Genomic DNA, 19,167 nt, shown 5'->3' with positions numbered 1-19,167 from the left:
TCCTCCCAATTAGTGGATTGGTTGACGGATCAACTTATGCTATTTGCTCTCTTGAAGTGATCGATTTGCTATTTGTCCTCTACATATCGTTAATTGCACATTCATATGTTCATCAAGTACGAGTAAGTCTGCATCCTTATTCACTTCTATACTTCCTTTTCTCTCCCAAATCCCTAATTCTTTCGCTGCGTTTTCAGATGTCATCTTCATAAGGTCATACATGGAACAATGAGTAAATTCCAGCATGTTTCGGGCAGCTTCGTTCATTTTTAGTATGCTTCCAGCTAAACTACCAGAGCTCTTTAGTATGGCTTTATGATCTTTTACTTCCACTTCCTGACCACCTAAATCATAAATGCCCTCGTTTAAGCATTTAGCCCTCATCGCGTCTGTTATTAGAAGAAGTCCTTCTGCTCCCTTAAGCCGATAAGTTAAATCAACCATTTCTTTAGAAACATGAATCCCATCTACGATGATTTCAGCTAAGATGTTTTGATTCAATAGAATGGCACCAGCCGAACCTGGGTCCCGGTGATGAAGACCGTTCATTCCATTAAAAAGGTGTGTTGCGTGACGAATACCTGAGTTAACAGCGTGAGATAGTTGTACAAAATTAGCTTCGGAATGACCAACTGAAGCGATCATCCCGTTTTCATATAAATACCTCGTTAATTCTGTTTGATCATCAAGTTCAGGAGCAAGTGTGACAAGCTTTATTAAATCATTTGCGAGAGATTGGTAGTGTTTGAATGTTGAAACATCAGGTCTAATAATGGAGGAAGTAGGTTGAGCACCCGCACGGTTTTGATTAATAAATGGGCCTTCTAGGTGAATTCCAATCATTTCAGCTTGGCCAGGATGGTTATTTTTTTGATGATAAGTAGCAGCATTTCTTAATGCATGTTCAATATTTGAAGAGGGGTTCGTCATCGTTGTAGCTAGAAAGCTAGTCGTACCCTCTAAGGGAAGAGTCTTGGCAATCGTTGTTAAGGCTTCAGGGGTACTATCCATGACGTCTGAACCTGCTGCACCATGAATGTGGACATCGATCATACCTGGTAGAATAGCGTATTGGGAAGGGAGATCTATCACTTGATCAACCGGTAAATCTCTTGAAATATCTGAACCGATACCGGTGATTTTATCATTTTCAATGAGAATAGTATTTTCTTGACGATTTGGATTAGGAGTGTAAACTTTTCCTCCTCTAAGTAAGATGCGTTGCAACTTTTCACCCCCTTCCGTTTAGAGCAACTTACTACCGAGCCATCCAACCGCCATCAACAATTAATGTATGTCCGTTCATGTAATTAGAAGCCTCAGAAGCTAGGAAAATGGCTGCGCCTGTTAAGTCCTCCGCTTCTCCCCATCTTCCAGCAGGGATGCGCTCTAAGATAGATTGGTTGCGTTTCTCATCTTCTCGAATGGCTTTTGTATTATTTGTGGCAATGTAGCCTGGCGCAAGGCCATTCACCTGAATTCCATCCTTTGCCCATTCATTCGAAAACGCTTTTACTAAACCGTTAACAGCGTGTTTGCTTGCTGTGTATGCTGGTACATACACACCTCCTTGATATGATAGTAAAGACGCAATATTAATGATTTTCCCTTCCTTTCGTTCAAGCATCGGACGAGCAAGATGTTGAGTAAGAAGGAATAAGGCATTGACGTTCGTGTTCATCACAGCATTCCAGTTGTCTATTGAATAATTAGAAGCCTCTTCTCGTCTAATGATCCCAGCGTTATTAACCAAAATATCGATCTGGAATTGACTTAATAGATCTTCACAATATGCTGGAAGTGATTCAACATCCTCTAAATCAATAATCACTTGATGAGCACTCCCACCTCCTTCCTCAATCAGTTGCGTTGTTTCATCTAAGTTATTTCGATGACCAAGTAGTATGAGCTTTGCCCCTGCTTTTGAATAAGCCACTGCGATTGCTTGACCAATTCCTCCAGCTGCTCCTGTGACGAGTGCTGTTTTCCCTTCTAATGAAAACCGATCTAAGTATCCCATCATAGGCCTCCTATTTTAAGTCTTTCATATCAATAAAGTCCATATCCGTAAACGTGTAGTTCTCTCCTGCCATAGCCCAAATAAACGTATAGCTTGAAGTTCCAGCTCCACTATGGATGGACCAGGATGGTGAAATAACAGCTTGTTCGTTAGAAACGAGCAAATGTCTTGTTTCGTCTGGCTCTCCCATGAAATGAAAAACACGTCCTTCTTCAGGCATATCAAAATACAAATAGATTTCACTTCGGCGATCATGAATGTGAGCTGGCATTGTGTTCCACATATTATGAGGCTCTAGCATTGTCATCCCTAGCATGAGTTGGCAGCTTTGAATTCCTTCTGCGTGAACGTATTTGTAAATCGTTCGTTCATTTGACTCTTTAATAGAACCGAGGTGGTTAGGCTCCGCGTCTTTAATCGCTAATTTCTGAGTAGGATATTCTTTATGAGCTAGTGTAGAGACAAAATAAAACTTCGCTGCACTCTCGGCGTTACCAGGATAAAACGTAACGTTTTCCTTGCCTTTTCCTATGTAAAGACAATCACGCTTATCGAGTTCAAACGTTTCTTGATCAACCTGAACAGTTCCATGCCCACCGATGTTAATGATCCCGATTTCTCGACGTTCTAGAAAATAAGATGTTTTTAATGTCTCTGTTGCGGATAGCGAAAGTCCTTCCTGACTTGTTGGAATAGCTCCTCCGATCACCATACGATCGTCATGAGCATAAAGCATATTGATTTCCCCTTCAGTAAAAACCCTCTCCATCATATACCGTTCTCTTAATTGATCTGTTGTATAGTGTTTGGCTTCTGTCGGGTTTGTTGCATGTCTGATTTCCATATTTTCATCTCCCATAAATGTTATTTTTGAACTTCTTTTTGATCCATTCTACGAAAAACAAGATTCGCTACCCACATGAGTAGAAAGGCAAGCCAGCTAAAGCTGAAAATCGGTAATAACCCTGGAACTAATAAAAGGACATAATAGAAGGCAATCATGATTGCCCCCATCATCAAAGCATGTAACGGATAAGATAATGCAATGATGGCCGTGTATTTGATAACTTTAAGGGCTGATAATTTATATTGAACAAAAACAGGAGCAACAAAAAGCGCTGTCAAGCTATACAAAAATATGATTGTTAAGGTAAAGAGGTAGCATATGAGGAAAAATACTCCTTCATAGCCTCTGAACAGGGTTAAATTAAAGAGCAATAACCCTCCCACGATCGTCGTCAACCAGCCAACAAGATTGGCCTTTATAAATTCTTGTTTATAGGTAGTCCAAAACTCAGGGAAAACAGGAACATCTGTCTCTCCGAGTTGCCAGCGGCGTACGACTGCAAACATGCCCATTGTTGCAGGGAAAATTCCTGCGACCAAAAGCCCAACAATCGAGAATACGAGCCATAGACATTGAACGTATACAAGACGAGCGACCCATTCTGTAATGCGATAAAATTTGCCCCATAAGCCATTTAATTCAACCATTCAGATACACCTCTTTATCCTTCTTTTTCTCGTGATGTTTAGTTAAGTAATACCTGTGCTTTGTGACTTTTCAGATCCAACTCGCTGAGTGACCTGTACCACTTTTCCTCCAGCCCGAATGGATTCTGACGCCGCACAGCCAACGGCGACACTCATTCTTCCAGCATAAGGAGTTGTGAGCGGTTGTTTATTATGAAGAACAAGATTTACAAAATCCTGGCATATGACAGGATCGGCCCCACCATGACTTCCCTCTGCCGTCTTTATGTCGTACGTTTGATCAGCATATTCATGCCAGGTGTTAGATTTTCTCGTCTTCACATATACTTTTCCATCCGGTTCGGAGTTTTCAATTCTTCCTTTTGTGCCAATAAACGTATAGTTGCGTTGATAATCTGGGGTAAAATGACACTGTAAATAAGAAGCTTTAATGCCACCTTCTAATTCCATAATGACCATGTTATTGTCTTCTACATCCACTTCATTGCGAAAAGCGCATTGATTCAATGGAGTAGTGCTAAATTCCGTGCAGTCATGTTTTTGATCACAAGTGGGACACGTAAGATTGTTATCTTTTTCTCCTCCGAAGAAATCAAGGCTACCAAATGCTGAGACTTTTTTGGTGTAACTTCCTGTTATCCAGTGGATAATATCTAAATCATGAGAACCTTTTTGGAGTAAAAGAGAATTCGTATTTGCAGAGTTAGCGTGCCAGTCATGGTAGTAATACTCTCCACCTAACCCTACAAAATGGCGAACCCAAACGGCTTTAATGTCACCTATTACACCAGAGTCAACAATTCCTTTCATCGTTCGAAACATATTCATGTACCTCATATTAAACCCGATCATAAGATGCTTCTCTGACTTCTCCCACTCATCGAGAATACGATCGCACCCCTCCACTGAAATGGCTAATGGTTTCTCGCAATACACGTGTTTTCCTGCTCTAAATGCTGCAATGGCATGTTCCTCATGTAAGTGATCAGGTGTTGTAATAACAACGGCATCCACGTCTTGTCGTTCTAAAAGTTCCTTATAATTTGTCGTAATAAATGTTTCTTTGTTTATGTCTTCTTGAAAGGCTTTTAATCTAGAGATGGATAGATCTGCTGCTGCTACAACAACAGATTCTCCATCCGGCTGATGCCAATATTTTGCAATAGAACTTCTTAATCCAATACCGATTAATCCAATTCTTACTTGTTTCATTGTTTCTCCCCTACGAGTATGGCATTCATTCTATGTTCTGCTTCTGACATGATCGTTTTCTATCCTTTGATCGAACCTAGTAGCATACCTTTTGTTAAATGCTTCTGAACAAATGGATAAATCACAATGATTGGTAAGCTTGCAATAATAACGGCTGCCATTTGAATGGTAGCTGTCGGTATAACTGCATCCACGTTCTCGATTTGGTCTTGATTTTGTACAAGAATATCTCGAACCACAACCTGGAGAGGATTTAGGGCAGGGTCTGTAATGTACATAACAGCCTGGAAAAATTCGTTCCAGTGACCAACGACATAGAATAACCCAATTGTAATCATAACGGGTTTCGAAAGAGCGAGTACAATTTGCCCGAGAATTCTAAATTCGCCTGCACCATCAATTCGAGCTGCTTCGAAAATATCTTCTGGTAAGTTTTCAAAGAAGCTTTTCATGATCAGAACATTAAAGCTCCAAATCGCATTCGGAATAATCATTGCCCACACCGAATTAAGTAAACCAGTTGCTTTTACAATTAAGTATGTTGGTACGATCCCGCCGTTAAATAAGAGTGTAAAGACGACGAGGAAAATGAAAATGTTGCGACCAGGTAAATTTTTACGACTTAATGGATACGCCATTAACGTAGTAAGAATCAAGTTAATGATCGTTCCAACAACTGTAATAAAAATGGTGACCATAAACGATTTTGGTATTTTGGGTTGAGATAAAAGGTGAGTATACGCATCAAAGTTAATCGCTTCAGGAATCAGAACAAATCCACCATTTTTCAATACTTCTTCGATCGGGGTTAGAGATACTGCAACGACGAAAAGCAAAGGGAAAACGGATAGTACACCAACTAGGATGAGAGATATCGTTACAAGTAGATCAAAGGCGCGGTCTCCTTTATTTTTCACCATATGTTTTCGCCCCATTTCTTCGCAATTTGGTTCGCTCCGATGACAAGAATAAGGCCAATTGCTGACTTAAATAATCCTACTGATGCAGCAAGGCTGAAGTTCATCTGTTCAAGTCCTGTTCGGAAAACCCACGTATCAATAATGTCAGCCACTTCATATACTTGGACGTTATACATGATGTAAACTTGTTCAAAACCAGCATCAAGCATATGTCCTAGCTTTAAAATAAACAAAAGGATGATAACGTTACGTATTCCTGGTAGTGTAATGTGCCAGATCATATGAAAGCGATTCGCCCCATCTACTTTTGCTGCTTCATAGAGAGAAGGATTAATTCCGGCTATCGCTGCTAAATAAATAATGGCTCCCCATCCGAGACTTTGCCATGCTTCAGATCCTACTAATATCGAACGGAACCAGTCTGTTGATGTTAAGAAAGGAATGCTTGATGCTCCCCCTTCTGTTAACCAACGATTAAATAACCCTGTGCTTTCTGACAAGAAAGCGATACAAATTCCATAAATGATTACCCAAGATAGAAAGTGTGGCATGTAGCTTAGCGTTTGTATCCATCTTTTAAACCACATTGTTTTACATTCATTTAGAAAGATAGCGAGTACAATACTCGGAACCATTCCAAAAAGAATTTTGTATAAACTAATGATCAATGTGTTGGATAATAGTTGGTAGAAATAAGGGGAATCAAAGAAAATTTGGAAATATTTATACCATGGGTCAGCCCAGTTGCTCCCCGTGATGCCTTCCATCACGTTGTAATCTTTAAACGCGATAATAACGCCGTACATTGGTAGATACTTATAGATGAAAAACCAAATTAACCCCGGTGCAAGCATAATGTAGAAGCTTTTGTACTTCCATAAGTTTGTCATCAGCGTTTTCTTCTTTGTTTCCGATTTCGTATAAAGTGACCTCTCTGACTCTACAGCTGTTTTTGCATTCATGAATTCCCTCCTAGACTGTTCTTTGGTGACAGACTTTCTTACCTGAAAATTCGATTTCTTTTGAGATATTATTACAATAGCATATCTGTTCACCTGTGAGAGTTTATTAATTTAGATACTAGTAGACTCTCACTTCGATCAGTTCAGCGTGCTGTGAACCATTGGTTTCCTCGATAACCATACGTATTTTATCAGTAGTAAAGGTTTCTAAATGATGGACGCGCTTTCTTTTTCGGTTAGATTTGATTGAATCTACCGTTTGCCACTGACCATCTAAATTCATTTCAATACGATAGTTGGCAACTAGCTCTGGCATAATATCGAATTCTGTTTTCAAAAAGTGAAGGTTAATTAAGTATTCGTTCACATCATCATTAAAGGTTAAGTGGATTTCATTCATTTGAACCGGCTTGTCCCAGGTTAACTCGATCCACTCTTCCCCTCCAGTGGATTCAGACATCCACATATGTGGAGATCCAAATGGTCGGTGGTAACCATTAATGACTTTATCTGGTAAGTAAGTTCCGATTGGATCACTTACTTTAAAACAAAACGGCTGTCGTGTAAGATTTTTCATTGACCACTGAACGACTAACTGCTCGGGTTGTTGGGACAAGTTAGGGTCAACGATCGGAATATCTCCTTTTTCAAAAGTTAACACCCCGGATAGTGGCTGTTTTGACTTCCATAAAGCTAGCTGTTCATTTTCCTTAATCACGATAAAAGCATTTTGTTCACCGTTTGGTGTCCAGGGAATGCTAACTGTGATCCACTGCTTCTCACCTTTTGGAATGGTTACTTTCCTCTCATTATGCAATGTACGAGGAATGTAATTTTCACCTCTACCTGTATCCCATACTTCTATAATCGCTTCTGTTTCTATAGTAGCATCGACTAAAAGTTCAATTGAAGTGAGCTTCTGATCAACTGGAAACAAGATACCCACATCATTTTTTAAAGAGTACAGTTCAGCTGGTGTGTTAATGGCAATCTTTTGATATGTGCTTGATGCGCTGATCGTTGCAAGTTTAGCTTGATCCCTTTCATCTTCGTTTCTAGCTCCAATAATTGAAGCATCTTGTTTGAGCAAAGTTTGCTGCACACTTTTGAAATGATTTTCATACAGTTCACGTGGCGTCAGTTGTTTGTCCACACATAGAGCGGCGCCTACTCCAGCAGCTTCCCCCATAACCGCACAAGTTGCCATCACTCGAGTAGTTCCGAATGCTACATGGGTTGCGCTGATATTCCGCCCCGCCATAAACATGTTCGAAACGTTGCGTGAGTATAAAGAGCGGAATGGAATGTGATATAGACCATCAGGGAAAAGGTGCTTGGATGCATTTTCTCCAGTATACATGCCCTTTGGGGGATGAAGGTCAATTGACCATCCACCAAAAGCAATTCGATCATCAAATGGTCTCTGACTAATAATATCATTTTGATTTAGCATATAATCGCCTACAAATCGGCGGTACTCTCTTTTACCTGGAACAGACCCTACCCACTCAAGAACTAGGTTGTCAGCATCAAACTTCCCTGAATTTTTAATGTAGTCCCAGATTCCGTAAATGGCTGCCCATAATTCATCTCGTATTGCTTCGTTTTGATGTACGGTATCCATTTCGCCGCCCCATTCAATCCACCAATAATAGCAGCCAGAGTCCCCAGTTCGAATGATTCTTTTTTCTGGAATGAGAGTTTGGGTAATGTCTCTTGCAAATGCTGGTGCGACATATTTCACTGGTGTTCCAATATCCTTTGTATAAAATAAGATGGTACTTCCAAGTGTGATGTTGTCAGCTTCTTCTGGTGCCCACTCTTCGTCGTACTCATGTCTTGCTTCTCTACCTAACTTAAATTCGGCCCCTGCGAGAAAACCAACTAATCCATCTCCTGTACAGTCAAGGAATACCTCACTCTTGTAGGTAATTTTCCGCTCTGATCCCATCATCCAGCCTGTAACCGATTGGATAACACGATTGTCATTTTCTCCAGTGGCTTCTACTTCATGAACATCTGTATTAAGATGAAGTGTAATATTTGGTTCGTTGTACACGGTTTCATAAACGATCAGGTCCCAGTAGTATGGGTTTCCTTCAGGGTTCCGATATTGATTTTCAACAAGCATTTCTCCCATGATGCCCGTTTCTCTGGCATATCTTTGTGTTCCTACTGCGTTAGCACCGCTTACCCACACTCTTACTTCACTACTTGAATTACCGCCAAGTACTGGCCTGTTTTGGATAAGGAAAACGGTTTTACCTAATCGAGCGGCCGATACGGCTGCACAAACTCCAGCAAGACCTCCCCCAATTACCGTAATATCAGATTCGACTGTTTCATACTTCATGCGATGAACATCCTCCTTGATGTTACCTTCGATAATTTTTTAAGTTTTCTAAATATAATTGTATCGCTTGCCAACTTCTATTAAAATGTAATATAGAGTCATTTGTTTATACTTTATTTCATAAGGTGGTGAAATTAATCCTGGACTCTAAAACGTTGCAAAACTATGTTCCATCGGTCATTTATTTAGCTCATTGGAAAGAAAAGCAGCGATTTGTATTTGAAGAAGATGTCCACCCTAAGTGGGTGTTATTTGCGGTCGAAAAAGGTGAATTCGAATTTTCAATCGGTGATAAGAAAGGTGTAGCACAGGTTGGTGACCTCGTGTTTTGTCCACCTAACACACCTTTTAAAAGGAAGTTAATTGAGCCTTTGTCATTTTTTGCATTTATTTTCGAATGGGAATTAAAAAAAGAGTACTTATCAGATCCGTCGTTACTAAAGCCATTGGAAGAAGATGAATCCATTATTAGTGGAAAATGGACGTTAAGAGATTTTAAAAGACTTTCTTCTAATTTCGAATATTTGGCTTTGTATTCGAATCATACTCACTCTCAGAATATGTCCCGTATTAATTACATACTGAGAGATATTTGGAATGTGTTTTGTTGGGAGCTTGAAGAAAAGCATGTGAAACAAATCGGCCAAAAAGATAAGCTGATGATTGATGCGAAAAATACTATTCAAGAGAAAGGCTTAATGTCTCTATTTAGCATGAATGACCTTTCTATTCAATTAGGACTTAGTCCTGTTCAACTTACTAGAAGGTTTAAAGCAGCTTTTCGGATGACGCCAAAGGAATATTTGATTTCACTAAGAGTAGAAGAAGCGAAAAAATTACTCGCCAACACGGATTGGACAATGGATGAAATCGCACGACATTCAGGCTATGAAAATCGGTATTACTTTAGCCGTGCGTTTCGAACAAAAGAAGGGAAAAGCCCATCAGAATTTAAAAAAATTCACCAAATGTAATACAAATAAACCGCCTTTCAGGCGGTTTATTTATGAGTATGAACATTTATTTCAAGCTTAATTCGTTCATTTATTTCGTCTCTTTTGGACAGAAGCCAAGCAGCATCTTTTGGATAATGGGTGAATGTTAATTCTTGTTTCAAATCGTTTTCTAGTAGACCTAGCGTTTGTTCACGCCCAATATAGCTTTCAAGAAGTTGTAATGCAGAATGATCCTGAAAAGCCTCCATTAACACTTCTAAACGAAGTGACTCAATTGGCCCTTCCTCCCCGGGATAAACGAGAAAAGCATCGCCTGATGGAAAAGAGTAATTCGCATCCGTGTTCCGAAACGGGTCAATTAATTTTTTTGAAAAAGAAGAGTACCAGAAGTTAAATCCCCAATGAAGGAAGCCCTGTATATTAAACTTATATAATTGCATTCCTAGTATTCTATTTCTAGAGGAAGGCATGTTAAAAAAACGATTGGAAACCTCTTTGTATTGAGAAGTACAGTAATAAGTCCATAAATCGGGAACGTTGTTTTCAAGAAATGGAGTAATATGATCGTTAGATGATACTGGATTTTTAATAAGACCTTTTTCGTAAAAAGTATAATCTGAAAGTGCGTCGATTACTGGTAGGTCACCAAGGTAATCATTCATAACACGACTTGCATTCTTATAAGATTCCAAATGCTCCATTCGCGGTTCATCAGAAATATGAAAGTAACAATAATCTGTTAGATTGGATTCTTCTAGTAATTGAATAAGCGCAGGTAAGAATTGTGCTAGAAATGAACGGTAGGCTTGACTCATAGCCTCTGTTTCCCAGCCAAATAGTTTTTCTTTTTTCCCATTTACATCACCTATAATTTTAGGTGAATGCTTTGCACCCCACTGACTAAAAAGGTGAGAGAATTCGAAATAGCGAATGCCGTTATTCTGACACATTTTAAACCATCGGAGAAGCTTTTCGAAATGAAATGTATACTTCTCTCCTTCTTTTGTTACATCAACAAGCTGTACAGTCGGTCTCTCTCCACCAATCTCAGTATCTAGCGGAGGGGTGAATAAAGGGGTTAAAATCATATTAATGTGATGATCAGCAGCAGTCTTTACATACTTCTCTACTGTGTCCCAGTATTTATCACTGAAGATCTTTAATTGATAAATTGAAGCGATACAATCCGTGTGTAGCCACTCGGTGTGAATCACTCCTTGCTCTGGAAGGTTTGCACCAATGACGTTTAATTGAAAAGTATCTTTAACGTAATCACCATCTGTGCAAATGAGGGCGATTTCAATTTGGTGGTCGCCTGGTGTAGCGTCTTGTTCTACGGCCACTGTTATCCAAATGGATCGCCACTGATTTGGAAAAGCAGTAAGCCCTTCTTCTTCTATAATTGGAAATAAGGGATCAGGGTATAATCCTGGTGTATGACGCAGGGTATGATCATCGTAATCAAAGTGACATGGGTACTCAGAAGGCACCAGTCCAACTACTCGTGCTGTTACATTTAACTGAGAGTGAATTTCGACCTTCATTTGTTTTACTAATTTATCTGACCGATACGCTACTTGAAAGGAATATGTTTCACCTAATAAAGCAGATGCAAATGAAACATATGGCTCAGTTAAATCTTCATCAGCAAAAACTTTGGTGAGCGAGCTTACTAATTTCGTCTCAATAATGATTAACCACTCCTTTATCGTTTATTTAGCTTGAATAATAGGCAAGGGTCGATGAATGGTGGTTTTTTCCCTTAGTTAATCGGAATTCACCACATATAGAGGAATGAGTCGAGACAAATATTTTTATCTCGGATTCGCTTTGTAATACTTCTATATTTTCAACTTCTCTATTTGGTAAATCCGTAGCTATTTGAAAGACGTTAATAAACGTGATGGATTGATGTGGCTCACTTCTTTGTATAAGAGTGGCTCGATCAGAAACGGGAGGATTATCGGGAGTGTTTGCTAAATAAAGCATCGTTTTTGATGAACACCAGCTATGTTGATTTACAATTTCTTCGTTCGCCTTCCACTGTAAAAATGTAGAACCATTCGTCATCATTTCTCTCTTATTGTTGAATAAATCTTGATTTAATTTGCTTAATTTTGCTTGTGATGTTTCCCAGTTTTGGGTGTGAAGTATTTGGCCGTCGACGTGATATAAGAGATCCACTTCTCTTTTTTCTGGTACGTTTACCGTAACGATGTCAAGAAACAATCGATCAGTAATAGCATTGAAACGTTGGATAGAACAATCTTTGTAACTCTCAACATCCCAGGAACTCATTGACTCAGGTAACTGAATTAAATTTTGAAAAAGATAGGTATCACTTTTCCAGTCTACGACGCTTTCTACCCAGCTTCCCCATTCGCATTGTTCAGCTTTGATACGCTTCCCATCTGCTGGTGGTTGATCACTTCCATTTATACTAACGGTGTTATGTGAATACGTATGCTTGAACCAGTCATAGTGTACAGGAACACTATAGCGTGTTGTGCCAGGATCTCGTATAAACGGTTTGTTTTTTAAGCTAAGCGATAAACCTAGTTGATCGAGATGATCGTGTTCACCACCAAATGGCGCATGCTTTTGAAAGACCTGCCATCCATTTTCACAGGAAATTTTTGTTAAGCTAGAACTTGAAGTTAACGTCTTATTTTGATTGTTCTTACAGCATGGGACTATACAATTGGTATCATTTAAAACGAATTGGTTAATGAAGAACAATGAATAAGAATCTTGCGGAACGCGTTTAAACTTTGATGGTTGCATGCCGTATAAGCTTCTTAATATCATTTGATACTGCTCTTCCCCATAACTAGAAAAAGCGAACTCGTAGAGATGTGCATATTTAGATAAGGAAATAGATGAGGATGAGTCATTCAAAGATGGGAGCAACCCTTCATTATCAATAAATAATAAGGGCGTATCGAACATCTTTTTGATTTCTGGGAATGACCAAAGACGAGTATCATCTGTGATATGTGCTAATTGAACGATCGATTCAAGTGTATAAAAATGGTAGGAGAAGGACCCTTCATACCATAAACCATCCTCAAGTACGCCCTTACGAATCTGATTTCTTAATCCATAATCTCCATTAAACCCTTGTTCAATTAAGTGATCATTACCCAATATTGAACCGATCATACAAATAGCAACAGTTATATGGACAGCATGATTATGAATCTGTTGTTCTTTCCATGTAGATAAAAAGGTAGCCGCATTAAGAAATAGCTGATTATTTACAATTTCCAATTCTTCTTTGGTAAAATGTTCTTTACCAATGTGATAGGCATAACAAAGATTAATCATCCAATTGGCTTCATCAAGCGTTTGAGCGAAAAGTTTACCTGGCCCATTATAAGGGATCTTTCCATGTGTTCGGTAATGAGGGTAGCACTCTGCATAATCCAAAAGGATCTTGTTTGCTTTCAATAAACAATCCTCTCTTTTAGTAGCTGCATAGGCAAACGAAAGATGTTTAACTGCCTCTCCTAGTTTTCCGTGAGCCATTCCCATCCAGCCACCTAGAAATGGAGAGTCTTCAAAGACTCTCCTGCATGAAGGACAATCAAATTTCTTATTATTCGTCCAGCTGAAATTGAGTGCAGCTCCATCATATGGGCAGTGAAAATAGTGCCCCCAGTCTGCGATATCTGTCTTTGAAGGTCTAAATGGTATTTGTAGCGCTTCATCAGCCTCGGCGATTAGCTTTTTTTTCGCATGTAGTGTTTTTTTATGTTGAGCGTTTAAGTAAATCGTATCTGACAAACGAGAACTCATGAATGCTTTCCTTCTAATAAGTCCTCTCTTACTGGACTAAAGGAATCTAAAAGACTACCATCTGAAAGTGCTTTAACGCCATGAAGTGTATTTGGTGGGATATAAAGTGACTCTCCTTTTTCAATGATCGTATGAGCTGTGCCAATCGTGAATTCAAATTGCCCATCAAGACAATAGGAAATCTGTTCATGAGGATGCTGATGTTTATTTCCGATCGCTCCATTTTTGAAGCGAACTTCCATAATCATTAGATCTTCACCACTTGTTAAGATATTTCGTTTAACACCGTCTTCTACTGACTCCCATACACCGATTTGTCCCATAATCGAACTCCTTTCCAGATTACCAATATAAATTCCAGTCTTTCGAGAGACGAACAAGCGCTTCGAAATAATAATAATCGCCCCAAATACAACTTTCATCTACTCCGCGGTTACCACCTTTATAGTAAACGGCATGGCGCAACAATCCATTTTCATTTGAGTGCACATCTGTCGTGTAATGTTTAACTAGTGATTCGGTTGTATTATTGATAGCGTTCTCATAGAAAGGTCTCTCTTCATCTGTAAGTGGTAAATGTTTCACTAATTCAAGTAATCCACAGAGTGCGATAGCAGCTGATGAGCTATCTCTTTCTTCATTGCCATCTGTGAAAATTAAATCCCAATAACAAATATAGTCTTTAGGTAAACGATTTAAATAGTAATTTGTAAGTTTCTTAGTTAACGTGATTAAATTCCAGTCTTTCGTATAAGCATAACTTAGAGGGAAGCCGTATATTCCCCATGCTTGCCCGCGAGCCCAACAAGAGTCATCCGCATATCCCTGGTGTGTGTCACCATACAGTGGATTTCCTGAGTCTGGATCCATGTAATAAGTATGGTGCGTAGATGCATCTTCTCTCACAAGGTATTGTGCTGCCTTTTGGATATGGCTTTCGGCTACGCTCTTATACTTCTGATCTCCAGTTTCTTCTGTAGCCCAATAGAGTAAAGGTAGATTCATATTACAGTCAATAATCATCCTTCCCCGCTGTGACGGGTCCGTTAAGTCTCCCCATGCTTGAATGATGCCTGCTTTTTCATGAAAACGCGTCATGAGCAAGTCTGCTGCTTCAATAGCTACATTTTTGGCTTCTTCATTACCAGTCAATTTATAAGCACTAACACAGGAAAGCGTATAAAGAAATCCGAGATCATGGTGATTTACAGCAATTCGATTCTTTAAACGCTGTTTGAAACTAGTTAGATGTCCTTCAGCTACACTGCGGTATTTCTGATCTCCTGTTTCTTCATAAGCAAGCCATAACATTCCGGTCCAGAAACTCGTTGTCCATTCATTGTTCTCAATGGACGGGTACACTCCATCTTGGCTACTTGAATCAGGAAAAGAGTTAGTAAAAGTTTCAAGATTTTGATCAATTTTCTGAAGAACATGGTGAATCGCTTGATCGACGTACGTGCGGTTTATCGTAGGCTGTTTTTGATAGCGATCTTTTAGTTGAATCCCTTCATCTAGTACACGTTGTGTATTTGTTTTAATCTTCATTTGCACCTCCATCAGATGAGTTGTGAAGTCTTAAACCGGCTCCAACAAGTCCTGAGTCTCCTTTCAATTGACTAACAGATATTCGATGAACGGCACTGCTTTGTTCAGCAATCAAGAGAGGTTTTATTGTCGCTTTAATATGGTCTATTAACTCTGGATTATGATTAATGACCCCGCCACCAAGAACAATTTGGTGAGGGTCGAGCATGCAAATCATGCCGTGAATTCCTTTACTAATATCATTTAAAACTTCAGTCATGACATAACAGGCGTATTTCTCCCCATGAAAGTAATCTCTTAAGACTGTAGCTGTTGTGATTTGTTCAGTCTCTTTCATTTGAAGTCTTGCTCTTTTGGTTACTGCCCTTGATTGAATAGCTGGACCGGATGCTACATTTTCAAGAGTAGCCACTGGATTTTCTTTCGAAGCACTTGTTAACATTAAGCCTACTTCACCTGCAAAACCAGCACCACGTAAAATGGCTCCATTATGAAGAATGCAACAAGAAATCCCTGTACTAATAGTTAAATAAGCAAACGTTTCATTTTTTTTACATCCTCTTTGATACCATTCCGCAAATGCTGCCATATGAACATCATTATCAAGGATGACAGACTTTGTAGGATAAAGTTCTTCCAATTTTGGACCAATTGGAAAATGAGACCAAGGTAGATTGTTTTGATAGATGGCTATTCCTTTTTCAATATCGACTTTTCCAGGGACACCAATTCCGATACCAAGTAGGTGTTCTGGTTTGTAACCAGACTCTTCTAATACTTGATCAATACAGTTCTTTAATTGCTGAAACATCTTGTCTTTATCCGTTGTTATACTTGGGACTTCTTTTCGAAATAACACGCGCCCATCTTTTGTAATGAGCGCAGCGGCAATTTTGGTCCCCCCTACATCAATACCGAGTGAAAGATTCATGTTGACCTCCTGTTATTAAGGCAGAGATATTTTCACGACTTGATTAAGATTACGAGGTTGATCTGGGTTTAAGCCAAGTTTGATTGACTGATAATAAGCTAGAAGCTGAAAGTAAGGAATATAGAGTGCCGCTCTCGCTTCATCTGATAAATTGCTTCCTATATTAATCACATGATCAGCCGTTAAATCTGTCCCAAGATCTCCAATCACAATCGTTTTTCCACCGTTATTTTTAATATCATGAAGTAATGTGTGGTCGATCTCGCTCATTTTCGTTGTAGAAAACAGCACCACAACGGTTTCCTCATCCACAATGGAAATCGGACCATGACGGAATTCAAGGTTCGAATAACTTTCGCATTCCGTTTGCGTCATTTCTTTGAGTTTCAGTGTACCTTCTTTGGCTAATCCATTATAAATACCTGCGCCTAAGAAGATAAACCGCTCCGCTTTTGCACCTTGAACTATATCCTTCATAACATGTGCATGACTTACATTCTCATTTAACAATTCAGGCACCTGTTTCAGTTCTTTTAATGCCTCATTATTCTCGGCAAATCTTGCAGCATATAGTTGAATTGCATAAAGCATGTTAGTGAAGGATTGAGTCATGACAACGCTTTTTTCACTTATATGATCAAGACTAATTTGATCGTCAGCTAGTTGTGCCATTTCAGCATCACTGTTGCATGTTACGGCTAGAGTGGATATATTCTCTCTAGCCGTAATGGCTTTTAAAGCCGTAATAATTTCAGAAGTGGTTCCAGAGCGAGAGATACTTACTACTCTATATCGTTTATGGGGGGTGAATACCTGCTTTTCATGAAGAAAAATTTCTGAAGCCGGCACCGCGTTGGCTTGAATTCCAGTGATTTCTTGAAAGTATCTAGCAGCTGAAATTGCAATGTAGTAGGATGTGCCGCACCCTGTAAATACATAATTGACTTCGACATTATCATTAGGAATATTCATATTGCTGACGATCTGATAGGTTTTTTCTGAAGCGTTTCCTTGAGACATGATTTCCTTCAATGTATACGTATCCACTAATTACATCACTCCTTATTTAGTAAATGAAAATTGATTGACACTCATTTGTTTTTCTAGCGATTTAAGATCTTCTAAGGAAAGGTCTCCTGCTTTTTCTTGCAGTGCATTGGCTGTGCCAGCAGCTGAGGCTCTTATTAATGATTTCTCAAAAGGCTCTCTATCATAGAATCCAGATACTAATCCAGCAACAAAGGCATCGCCACTTCCTACAGGATTGACAACAGATAACTTAGGAATAGAAATTGTATAAATGCAATTGTCATAAGCAGCCATCGCTCCATCGCTTCCTCTAGAGACTGCCACAACGGAGACTCCTGTATGGCTTAATTCCATTAAAGCATTCATGATTTCATCATCGGTTTGCAACGGACGATTGGTGATTTCACTTAGCTCATCAATATTTGGTTTTATCATAAAGGGTTTCGCTTTCAGAGCTTCCTTAAGCGGTTGTCCGCTCGTATCAACAATTGCTCTTGTACCATTCTGCTGAACAAGTTCAACAAGTTCTTGATAAGCCGTCGTTAAAAGGCCCTTAGGTAAGCTCCCAGATAGAATGACATAAGTGCTTTTATTGGCCAATTCCAATAGTTTTCGTTTAAATTCAATCCATTCTCTTTCTAAAATGGTTGGACCTAACTCAAGAATTTCAGTTTGATTTGTGAATTCATCAATGATATTAAGGCAAATACGTGATTCGCCTTCAATCATTACAAAATCGGAATGAATTCCTTTTTCATCTGCTAACCGTTTAATGAATTGACCATTTAAGCCCCCCAAAAAACCTGTCGATACTGTGTTTATATTTAAAATTTTCAGTATTTTTGAGACGTTAATGCCCTTACCTCCAGGTTCGCTTATGATTCTTTTCGTCCGATTTACTTCATTTATAGAAAAGCGATCCATATAGTACGTACGGTCAATCGCTGCATTTAACGTAACAGTAGTGATCATAGACTTAAGCGTAAGTTTGCTGACTTTGCAGCATTAAGATTTTTTTCTTAACAATTTCCTCAACAGCTTCTCGAGCAGGGACGAAATACTTTCTCGGATCATCTGTATGTGGATGTTCATTCAAGTAATCTCGTAATCTAGCCACGAATTCAACCTTTAATTCAGTCGAGAAATTCACTTTACTTACGCCATATTGAAGCGATTCACGAACTTTTTCTTCTGGTACACCAGAGGCACCGTGCATAACAATTGGCCGTCCTGTCGATTCTGAAATTTTTTGTACAAGCTCAAAATTAAGCCTTGGTTCCTTTTTATATAAGCCATGTGCTGTTCCAAAAGCAGGGGCAAAAGAATCGATATCCGTTCGTGCGACAAAATCTTTTGCGAGGTCTGGATCTGTCAATTGAGCGTCCTGTTCGTCTACACTAAGATCGTCTTCCACGCCTCCAATGGTTCCGAGTTCAGCTTCTACGGGAACATTAACATAGTGAGCAGCTTCCACAACCTTTTGGACGAGCGCTACGTTCTCTTCATATTGTAATTTTGATCCGTCAATCATGACTGATGTATAACCTGCCCGCAAACATTGTAGAACCGTTTTGAAACTATCTCCGTGGTCTAAATGCAATGCAATTGGAATCGAGGTTTTCTCAGCTACCGAATTCACCATATTTTTGATGTTTTCGATTCCCACATATTTAATTGTTCCTGGAGTCGTTTGAAAGATAACCGGTGTATCGATCTTCTCAGCACCTGAAATAACCGCTTTCATAATTTCAAGATTATGAACAGCAAAGGCCCCAATCGCATAATGATTTTTGTACGCATCATCGAGTAACGGCTTACTAGAAACTAATGGCATTCAATCATCTCCTTAAAGTGATTCAACCAGTCAACGGGTTGTTGGGTCAAGTTGGGTTGTACCTTGGCAACATAACGTCACCAGGTCTTTAATGGTATTGTACTGTTATT

The 19,167-nt window shown here is 39.2% G+C and carries 17 protein-coding genes; 1 reads left to right on the top strand and 16 read right to left on the bottom strand.

Annotated elements, in window-relative coordinates; all coding sequences use genetic code 11:
* Positions 1-39: 39 nt before the first annotated feature.
* The 8 genes from nagA to AC0VYO_RS11620 form a co-directional block, all read right to left on the bottom strand.
* Positions 40-1,227 carry an N-acetylglucosamine-6-phosphate deacetylase gene (gene nagA / locus AC0VYO_RS11655; RefSeq protein ID WP_194221734.1) on the bottom strand — a complete coding sequence of 396 codons (1,188 nt, stop codon included), beginning with the start codon at positions 1,225-1,227 and terminating at the stop codon, positions 40-42.
* 31 nt (positions 1,228-1,258) lie between these two features.
* Positions 1,259-2,020, bottom strand: a complete 762-nt coding sequence (gene kduD, locus AC0VYO_RS11650) for a 2-dehydro-3-deoxy-D-gluconate 5-dehydrogenase KduD (RefSeq protein WP_283154206.1) — start codon at positions 2,018-2,020, stop codon at positions 1,259-1,261.
* Between the two features lie 10 nt (positions 2,021-2,030).
* On the bottom strand, positions 2,031-2,864 hold the full coding sequence (gene kduI, locus AC0VYO_RS11645; RefSeq protein WP_430245344.1) for a 5-dehydro-4-deoxy-D-glucuronate isomerase: 834 nt from the start codon (positions 2,862-2,864) through the stop codon (positions 2,031-2,033).
* A gap of 20 nt (positions 2,865-2,884) precedes the next feature.
* Positions 2,885-3,514 carry a YesL family protein gene (locus AC0VYO_RS11640; RefSeq protein ID WP_475367567.1) on the bottom strand — a complete coding sequence of 210 codons (630 nt, stop codon included), beginning with the start codon at positions 3,512-3,514 and terminating at the stop codon, positions 2,885-2,887.
* Between the two features lie 42 nt (positions 3,515-3,556).
* Complete coding sequence (locus tag AC0VYO_RS11635) at positions 3,557-4,726, bottom strand: Gfo/Idh/MocA family protein (RefSeq protein ID WP_475367566.1); 1,170 nt, start codon at positions 4,724-4,726, stop codon at positions 3,557-3,559.
* A gap of 59 nt (positions 4,727-4,785) precedes the next feature.
* Positions 4,786-5,646 carry a carbohydrate ABC transporter permease gene (locus AC0VYO_RS11630; RefSeq protein WP_048309424.1) on the bottom strand — a complete coding sequence of 287 codons (861 nt, stop codon included), beginning with the start codon at positions 5,644-5,646 and terminating at the stop codon, positions 4,786-4,788.
* Entirely contained in the window at positions 5,640-6,536 is an 897-nt protein-coding gene (locus AC0VYO_RS11625; RefSeq protein WP_236690353.1) for an ABC transporter permease, read from the bottom strand. Before AC0VYO_RS11625 ends, AC0VYO_RS11630 begins: the two co-directional genes overlap by 7 nt.
* Positions 6,537-6,726: 190 nt before the next feature.
* The gene (locus AC0VYO_RS11620) at positions 6,727-8,961 is read right to left on the bottom strand and encodes an FAD-dependent oxidoreductase (RefSeq protein ID WP_475365244.1); all 2,235 of its coding nucleotides are present in this window, start codon (positions 8,959-8,961) and stop codon (positions 6,727-6,729) included.
* Positions 8,962-9,116: 155 nt separating this feature from the next.
* Between AC0VYO_RS11620 and AC0VYO_RS11615 the strand changes: the two genes are divergently transcribed.
* Positions 9,117-9,935 carry a helix-turn-helix domain-containing protein gene (locus AC0VYO_RS11615; protein ID WP_475365243.1) on the top strand — a complete coding sequence of 273 codons (819 nt, stop codon included), beginning with the start codon at positions 9,117-9,119 and terminating at the stop codon, positions 9,933-9,935.
* Positions 9,936-9,961: 26 nt separating this feature from the next.
* On the opposite strand, the gene AC0VYO_RS11610 is transcribed toward AC0VYO_RS11615, so the two are convergent.
* From AC0VYO_RS11610 to fba, 8 genes are all read right to left on the bottom strand, one after another.
* Positions 9,962-11,461 (bottom strand): DUF4091 domain-containing protein, encoded by a 1,500-nt coding sequence (locus tag AC0VYO_RS11610; RefSeq protein WP_475365242.1) that lies wholly within the window; start codon positions 11,459-11,461, stop codon positions 9,962-9,964.
* Positions 11,462-11,633: 172 nt separating this feature from the next.
* Entirely contained in the window at positions 11,634-13,715 is a 2,082-nt protein-coding gene (locus AC0VYO_RS11605) for a heparinase II/III domain-containing protein (protein ID WP_475367565.1), read from the bottom strand.
* Entirely contained in the window at positions 13,712-14,038 is a 327-nt protein-coding gene (locus tag AC0VYO_RS11600; protein WP_048309430.1) for a cupin domain-containing protein, read from the bottom strand. Before AC0VYO_RS11600 ends, AC0VYO_RS11605 begins: the two co-directional genes overlap by 4 nt.
* A gap of 19 nt (positions 14,039-14,057) precedes the next feature.
* A complete protein-coding gene (locus AC0VYO_RS11595; RefSeq protein WP_475367564.1) occupies positions 14,058-15,263 on the bottom strand; it encodes a glycoside hydrolase family 88 protein in 1,206 nt (401 codons plus the stop codon).
* A complete protein-coding gene (locus AC0VYO_RS11590; protein ID WP_475367563.1) occupies positions 15,253-16,194 on the bottom strand; it encodes an ROK family protein in 942 nt (313 codons plus the stop codon). Before AC0VYO_RS11590 ends, AC0VYO_RS11595 begins: the two co-directional genes overlap by 11 nt.
* A gap of 15 nt (positions 16,195-16,209) precedes the next feature.
* Positions 16,210-17,241 carry an SIS domain-containing protein gene (locus tag AC0VYO_RS11585; protein WP_475367562.1) on the bottom strand — a complete coding sequence of 344 codons (1,032 nt, stop codon included), beginning with the start codon at positions 17,239-17,241 and terminating at the stop codon, positions 16,210-16,212.
* A 15-nt stretch (positions 17,242-17,256) separates the two neighbouring features.
* On the bottom strand, positions 17,257-18,195 hold the full coding sequence (pfkB, locus tag AC0VYO_RS11580; RefSeq protein WP_475365238.1) for a 1-phosphofructokinase: 939 nt from the start codon (positions 18,193-18,195) through the stop codon (positions 17,257-17,259).
* A gap of 4 nt (positions 18,196-18,199) precedes the next feature.
* Positions 18,200-19,057, bottom strand: a complete 858-nt coding sequence (gene fba / locus AC0VYO_RS11575; protein WP_475365237.1) for a class II fructose-1,6-bisphosphate aldolase — start codon at positions 19,055-19,057, stop codon at positions 18,200-18,202.
* Between the last annotated feature and the right edge of the window lie 110 nt (positions 19,058-19,167).

It is taken from the genome of Anaerobacillus sp. 63XJN7_4_ISO-PGPR-S23-413 (genome assembly GCF_056173725.1).
The sequence above is the reverse complement of the archived record's forward strand: the minus strand, read 5'-3'. Positions and strand labels throughout refer to the sequence as shown.

Coding starts and splice junctions, on each gene's coding strand:
- kduD (WP_283154206.1), bottom strand. CDS start 2,020: ATGGGATACTTAGATCGGTTTTCATTAGAAGGGAAAACAGCACTCGTC.
- kduI (WP_430245344.1), bottom strand. CDS start 2,864: ATGGAAATCAGACATGCAACAAACCCGACAGAAGCCAAACACTATACA.
- AC0VYO_RS11640 (WP_475367567.1), bottom strand. CDS start 3,514: ATGGTTGAATTAAATGGCTTATGGGGCAAATTTTATCGCATTACAGAA.
- AC0VYO_RS11635 (WP_475367566.1), bottom strand. CDS start 4,726: ATGAAACAAGTAAGAATTGGATTAATCGGTATTGGATTAAGAAGTTCT.
- AC0VYO_RS11630 (WP_048309424.1), bottom strand. CDS start 5,646: ATGGTGAAAAATAAAGGAGACCGCGCCTTTGATCTACTTGTAACGATA.
- AC0VYO_RS11625 (WP_236690353.1), bottom strand. CDS start 6,536: ATGACAAACTTATGGAAGTACAAAAGCTTCTACATTATGCTTGCACCG.
- AC0VYO_RS11620 (WP_475365244.1), bottom strand. CDS start 8,961: ATGAAGTATGAAACAGTCGAATCTGATATTACGGTAATTGGGGGAGGT.
- AC0VYO_RS11610 (WP_475365242.1), bottom strand. CDS start 11,461: ATGAAGGTCGAAATTCACTCTCAGTTAAATGTAACAGCACGAGTAGTT.
- AC0VYO_RS11605 (WP_475367565.1), bottom strand. CDS start 13,715: ATGAGTTCTCGTTTGTCAGATACGATTTACTTAAACGCTCAACATAAA.
- AC0VYO_RS11600 (WP_048309430.1), bottom strand. CDS start 14,038: ATGGGACAAATCGGTGTATGGGAGTCAGTAGAAGACGGTGTTAAACGA.
- AC0VYO_RS11595 (WP_475367564.1), bottom strand. CDS start 15,263: ATGAAGATTAAAACAAATACACAACGTGTACTAGATGAAGGGATTCAA.
- AC0VYO_RS11590 (WP_475367563.1), bottom strand. CDS start 16,194: ATGAATCTTTCACTCGGTATTGATGTAGGGGGGACCAAAATTGCCGCT.
- pfkB (WP_475365238.1), bottom strand. CDS start 18,195: ATGATCACTACTGTTACGTTAAATGCAGCGATTGACCGTACGTACTAT.
- fba (WP_475365237.1), bottom strand. CDS start 19,057: ATGCCATTAGTTTCTAGTAAGCCGTTACTCGATGATGCGTACAAAAAT.